Source organism: Dyadobacter psychrophilus (genome assembly GCF_900167945.1).
Taxonomy (GTDB): domain Bacteria; phylum Bacteroidota; class Bacteroidia; order Cytophagales; family Spirosomataceae; genus Dyadobacter; species Dyadobacter psychrophilus.
Window position 1 is genome coordinate 1 of the sequence record NZ_FUZA01000024.1, and the last position, 5,375, is coordinate 5,375.

Genomic DNA, 5,375 nt, shown 5'->3' on the forward strand with positions numbered 1-5,375 from the left:
TTTGAGGCCGAATATTACCGACAAACGGGATAAGAATTGAAGTTTTAAATATTTACTAACCCGCAAAAGTGTAAACCAAAAGGGAACCACGTCAATTAGCATATTCCGTATTATTGTTAATAGCAGCAATTGCTTTTTTAGTAATAGACCACAATGGGATTCCATCTAAAATTGCTAACACAAATGCCTATCAAGGCAAGTTATTGTGGGCAGAGGTGATCTTCATTGACTTTCTGCTAGTAGGTCTGTTCTTGTTAGGGGGTATCGGGACGAAGCAGTTTCTTTACTTCGGTTTTTAGAAAACACTTTATGGACATAACATAAATAGCCGACGGCTTTGCAGTCGTCACTTTTTGCTTTATATCTTTCCCCGTACCGAGTTGCAGACGGGCCACTACTAATGTTACTTGTTATTTTCCGAGGTTCCGGAAAGCTAAGGTTTCAGCACCTTCGTAACCTGCGGCATCACAACCCAGGTAAGCAATCCTACCATACATCCGGCTACAATCAAAGTCCTTAATACAGGATGAAGCGCCTGAATGAACGGCCCAAGAGCATAAGTCAGGAATAGACTGGTCGGATATACTCCGCAGCGTGTTGCCACCGCCATTTTCCACCTCGGAGGAGGAACTGGTGAGCGGAACCAAGCTTCCAGCCCGGTAAGCTCCCGATAGACTGGCTCTTCGGTCAATGTCGATGCATAGGCTTCCCAGTCTTTGAAAAGCTTTAAATTATAAAAAGCATCACGCTCGGACTTGTTGGCGAAAGTTCTTAATATCCCTATTTCCCGGCTATCACTGCCAGGTAAAGCAGTCATCATTGCCGCGCCATGAACGCCGCCATGCAAAAAAGAATCTCCCAAAAAATGTCGCAACGCTTCTTTGAACTCCTCCTCTTTTCCAGGAAGTACTTTACGGGTTATAGCTACGTGAATGGGCATAAGAGTTGATTATCAATTTGTTATGCGGTTTATAGTGAGTCTTTTTCTTAAAGTAAGTAACTATACAAAACTAAACCTGAATAACAATGATGAAACAATACATCTTTACCGTAGTTGCCACTTATGATGACCAAGTTTCTGCCGGACATTCAGTTCGTCTCTTTCGGGATTAAATTATTTGCATATCTTTCCTACACCTAACCCGCCGTTCTAAAAAGGGTGGCGCTGCTCCCGGGCGGTTTGTATCTCGACCTCATGCTGGATTACCGGAAGGAGGCATAATTCGTTATAATGTACAACAGGTCTGCTATGCCAATTACTTTTCGCAACCGGCTAAGCTACGGGTTACTTACAGCCGGTGTGATGCTCGTTGGTTTTTTATCGCGGCATCTGCTCGGGCATTATGCATTCATTAAACTTTATGTAGGTGATGCGTTGTGGTCGATGATGGTGTTTTATGGCTTCGCTTTTGTTTTTCGTAGTTGGCCGACGTGGAAAGTGGCTGCGGCTGCATTAGGATTTTCGGTAAGCGTTGAAGCTAGTCAACTATACCATGCAGAGTGGATTGATGCTATCCGAAATATACCCCTAGGAGGATTGAAACTTGGGTTTACATTCGTCTGGAGCGATTTGCTCTGTTACAGCGTTGGCGTCGGGCTTGGGGTAAGAGTGGAAGTTTGTCTGATCGGAACCGTTAAGAACTGAACCAAAAATTTGCGGTCGTCACTTTTTGCTTTGTACCTTTCATTGGGCTGTGGTGCAAGGCTCGTAACAAATCGTTTCTGCGTCTAATTTTTGTGCCTACACTATCTGGCTAAGGTGATTGCTTGTTTTCGTATTTCGTTTCCTCACAATCTTAATAAACTCCCACGTACTTTTCCCGATTAACAACAGACCAACGCCTCCGATAAGCAGGTAGAGACCAGTATAATGTTTGACCTGCCCGGAGGTGGGCAGAAATGCCCTGTCACTGGCTTGGTCATAATAAACTGCGATGGTATCTACACCCAATAGGCTCCTGTAGTATTTCCTGCCCATATCAAAATGATAGGTTTTGCTCAGGTACTCCGCGTAGACCTGATCGGGATACTTAACTGTTCCTGCTCCCCTTGTTCGGTATTTGATTTTCATACAAACAACCGGTGAATGGGTAGACATGTCGTCCTGCCATTTCGCATCAATGTACATCATATAGGTCATTACAACAAAGCAAACACCCAAAAGAAATACGATGAAATTGGCCAGCCAGTCATACCGATTTTCGTTAACCGGAACTTCATGCTCAGGATTTCTGACCTGCGAAGTCCTCCTTATCAAAGGAACATGACGCACAAAATCCTCTACTGGTATGCCCTTGAAATATTCTTGTATAACCTCCAAACCTTCTGTTCTGAAGGAAAGCAGAAAGCTGCCGCCATTGTTAAGGTGGAATTGAACAAACCCCTGTTGCAACTTGGCATTGTTATGATAAATACTGACTTTGCGAATGTCGCCTTCTCTGATGCGTAAAGTTGCGTCAGGAAGTTTTATATCCAGTTCATGCTCATCCGGAAAAGTTGTAATCACCACGCCGCGAGCGTAAGGCCAGTGATTTAGGTCGATAACTAAAATAACCGCCGCCAAGCAGAGAAATACGAATGACATGACTAATAGAATCGTTCGGGCAATCACCGGATCAGGTCCTGAGAAGGTTGAAAAAAGAGCAGCTTTTATAACTACAACACCCATAAAAGCGCATATCAACACAAATAGATATTCAATTCTTACGAAAACCGATTGGAACGTTGTGTAATAAATTCGTTGCACCTTCAGAGGGGAATTTGTGCCGATTGTGTCACGCGTGAATCGCAGCATTCGCCACAATATCCAACCCATGGGAAGAAAGACAACCAGAAATACCAGAAACGTACCCATTTACCTATATGCTTTTGTAAAAGAGGCTAGAATTTATGCCTCAATATAATAAAACAAAGGTTACATATGAGCTTAGCATCTCACTTTCACGACCTGGACCGACTTTGGAGGGGAAGGCCAGAACGAAAGGACCATCCTATCCGGCATATTTTTTAATCAGTCTCCTTGGGGATCGTGGCGACTTCATACTTCAAATTCCACTCTTTAATGTGTTCTAAAATCGGCAAAAAAGCTAGGCCCTTTTCGGACAACCGATACTCTACCCTTGGCGGTAATTCCTTATAAGCCAATCTCTCTAATAAGCCGTCTTCTTCCAGCTCTTTCAACTGTTCGGTCAGTACTTTCCTCGAAATGTGCGGCACTATGGCGTCTAACTGACCGAAACGCATGCTACGTGTGCCCATTACATTGATAATGATGGGTTTCCATTTATTACCTATCGTGCCGATAGCTCTCGTAAAAGGGCAATTTGAATTGCAAAATCTGTCGTCTCTCATATCCGTAAAAATTTGTAGTTACCCATTGGTAACCAGAATAGACTATTATAGTTACGGGAGCAGCATTTGGTTCTGTGGCAGATACCAGTGAAGCAGACTATGACAGGACGATGGATCTGAACCTGAAAAGTGTGTATTTCACTGTTAATAAGGCGTTGCCGTATATGAATGATGGTGGTTCAATCATTCTGACCGGGTCAAATGCAGCGCACCGGGCATATGCCTCATTTTCACTTTATGGCGCTGCCAAAGCGGCTGTAATCCATTTCGCAAAAGGCTTTTCAAACGACCTTTTGCATAGAAAAATCAGAGCTAATGTAATATCCCCTGGTACAACTGATACACCCGTATTTGACAAATTCGTCCCCGTAGAGCAACTTGAAGCTGTTAAAAAATACTGGGCAGATGTAATGCCGATAGGCAGGATCGGGCAACCATCTGACATTGGTAAAACAGCGGTTTTCCTGGCTTCCGATGATTCATCGTTCATACTTGGCGCTGAAATCCTTGTTGATGGCGGACTAAGCTATTTGTCTAAATAACCTTATCCACGCAAACTGGCTACACAAAACGCAAAAATGCCGCTCCGGGAATCCGAAACGGCATTTTGTGGAGATGCGGGGAGTCGAACTCCCCTCAGATCTTCCTAAATATCAGTTACTTATAAAATGTCAAAATTTCTGCTCACCGAATCGCTCACCAAGAAATAATCAAGCTGCCATTGCCTTACAAAGATACTTTCCGAAGAATTTTTATCCAAGTCTTGGTTCCGCTCTTTCTTTTAAACAGGTGCGAAAAAGAAGCATTCGAAACGTGCTCAAACCCCTCAGGTCGAAATAGAATGTAATTTGATTTCATGTACTACTAAACTATACTCTTTTAAGGTCTTCGATGATAGGATACTGATCACTTGGCTGCTAACCGGGAGAGTACGGAAAAACCACCGAATAATTTGGCAGGTTAAGATCGTATAGTTGGAGGTAACCACCCGCTATTTTGGTATCAAAGTGAATCGACGAACGGGAAGATGTGCTTGATCCAAGAAGGTGAACTCGAATAACCACATTTTAAAATGTAGACGAGTCATTCCGGAAATGCCAGGTTTTTTGTTCTATGCTTTCCAACTATTTTCATACTTTCTGGATCACTCTTGTGAGTATTAAACCATATACGATATGCGTTTCATCCAAAAGATTCCATTCTACTTCGTTATGCTGTCCATTTTTGCGTTCGCATGTTCAAAAAATGGTGAGGACTGTGGTTGTGACGGCTCAACGAGCCGTATTCTAGATAACCGAGAAGCCAGATACATTGGCGACGGTACTTTTGTTGTTCCAGATTCAATATTAAGTGTGATAAGCGTACGTGCTTGTGATGTTGATACTGTTTGGGAAATAAGTAAGGATGAAAATAACTGGAATTATACTATCTCGGGCAATGTTAAAAACACATGTCTAGGCCCAAATCCCGAGTTAAGGCTTCAGGCTCCAGGAGGCCCAATTCAGATTACATATATAAAAAAGAATTAGGTTGAACTAGTAAACTACCAAATTCTACAAACAGCCGTTTCTGTGCTGCCCCCTTTTAGTTTCTGTGACTGAGCCTGCCGGTGAAGTGCTTTTTAGGCACTTCGGCATACAACGCTAACTCGTACCCAACTAACCACTATGAAGACTTGGATCGAGTAAACAGTTCATTTTAACCACCGTGGCCGTTGCGGAACTATCCTGACAAATGAATTTGAGGAATTCTAAAATCTGACTTGTGAGATTCTCAAAATTTCAAGGTAAAAGCAATCGAGGACTTCAAAAATGCGCTGATTAAGTGCGCAACGGTCTCTACTGCTGCACTATTTGTCAATTTCCTTTTAAATGTTTTGAGATACTTTTTAAGATTGAAGCAGGTCGCAGCCATTAGCATTACCTTATGTGCCGAGGCTTTTCCTAGAACATTTATTTTGCTTAATCCGTAATAATGAACCAGGCTTCCAAAGACCGGCTCTACCGTACTTTGCCGGACTTGTT

Annotated in this window: 6 protein-coding genes; 2 read left to right on the forward strand and 4 right to left on the reverse strand. The window is 42.8% G+C overall.

The window, feature by feature from the left end; translation table 11 throughout:
- Nucleotides 1-433 precede the first annotated feature (433 nt).
- Nucleotides 434-940 carry a putative antibiotic biosynthesis monooxygenase gene (locus B5X68_RS28430; RefSeq protein WP_082218158.1) on the reverse strand — a complete coding sequence of 169 codons (507 nt, stop codon included), beginning with the start codon at nucleotides 938-940 and terminating at the stop codon, nucleotides 434-436.
- A gap of 309 nt (nucleotides 941-1,249) precedes the next feature.
- On the opposite strand from B5X68_RS28430, the gene B5X68_RS28435 reads away from it, so the two are divergent.
- The gene (locus tag B5X68_RS28435) at nucleotides 1,250-1,645 is read left to right on the forward strand and encodes a ribosomal maturation YjgA family protein (RefSeq protein ID WP_082218162.1); all 396 of its coding nucleotides are present in this window, start codon (nucleotides 1,250-1,252) and stop codon (nucleotides 1,643-1,645) included.
- 96 nt (nucleotides 1,646-1,741) lie between these two features.
- On the opposite strand, the gene B5X68_RS28440 is transcribed toward B5X68_RS28435, so the two are convergent.
- Both B5X68_RS28440 and B5X68_RS28445 read right to left on the reverse strand, forming a co-directional pair.
- A complete protein-coding gene (locus B5X68_RS28440) occupies nucleotides 1,742-2,668 on the reverse strand; it encodes a hypothetical protein (RefSeq protein WP_141110453.1) in 927 nt (308 codons plus the stop codon).
- A gap of 338 nt (nucleotides 2,669-3,006) precedes the next feature.
- Complete coding sequence (locus B5X68_RS28445) at nucleotides 3,007-3,351, reverse strand: winged helix-turn-helix transcriptional regulator (protein WP_082218160.1); 345 nt, start codon at nucleotides 3,349-3,351, stop codon at nucleotides 3,007-3,009.
- Nucleotides 3,352-3,398: 47 nt separating this feature from the next.
- On the opposite strand from B5X68_RS28445, the gene B5X68_RS28450 reads away from it, so the two are divergent.
- Nucleotides 3,399-3,893 carry an SDR family oxidoreductase gene (locus B5X68_RS28450; RefSeq protein ID WP_262485888.1) on the forward strand — a complete coding sequence of 165 codons (495 nt, stop codon included), beginning with the start codon at nucleotides 3,399-3,401 and terminating at the stop codon, nucleotides 3,891-3,893.
- A gap of 1,231 nt (nucleotides 3,894-5,124) precedes the next feature.
- Here the strand turns inward: B5X68_RS28450 and B5X68_RS29125 are convergent.
- Nucleotides 5,125-5,375, reverse strand: a 251-nt coding sequence (locus tag B5X68_RS29125; protein ID WP_212568046.1) for a transposase, incomplete at its 5' end; no start/stop codon positions are given.

Excerpts from the sequence above, each read along its gene's own strand:
- B5X68_RS28430 (WP_082218158.1), bottom strand. The coding sequence starts at position 940 with ATGCCCATTCACGTAGCTATAACCCGTAAAGTACTTCCTGGAAAAGAG.
- B5X68_RS28435 (WP_082218162.1), top strand. The coding sequence starts at position 1,250 with ATGCCAATTACTTTTCGCAACCGGCTAAGCTACGGGTTACTTACAGCC.
- B5X68_RS28440 (WP_141110453.1), bottom strand. The coding sequence starts at position 2,668 with ATGGGTGTTGTAGTTATAAAAGCTGCTCTTTTTTCAACCTTCTCAGGA.
- B5X68_RS28445 (WP_082218160.1), bottom strand. The coding sequence starts at position 3,351 with ATGAGAGACGACAGATTTTGCAATTCAAATTGCCCTTTTACGAGAGCT.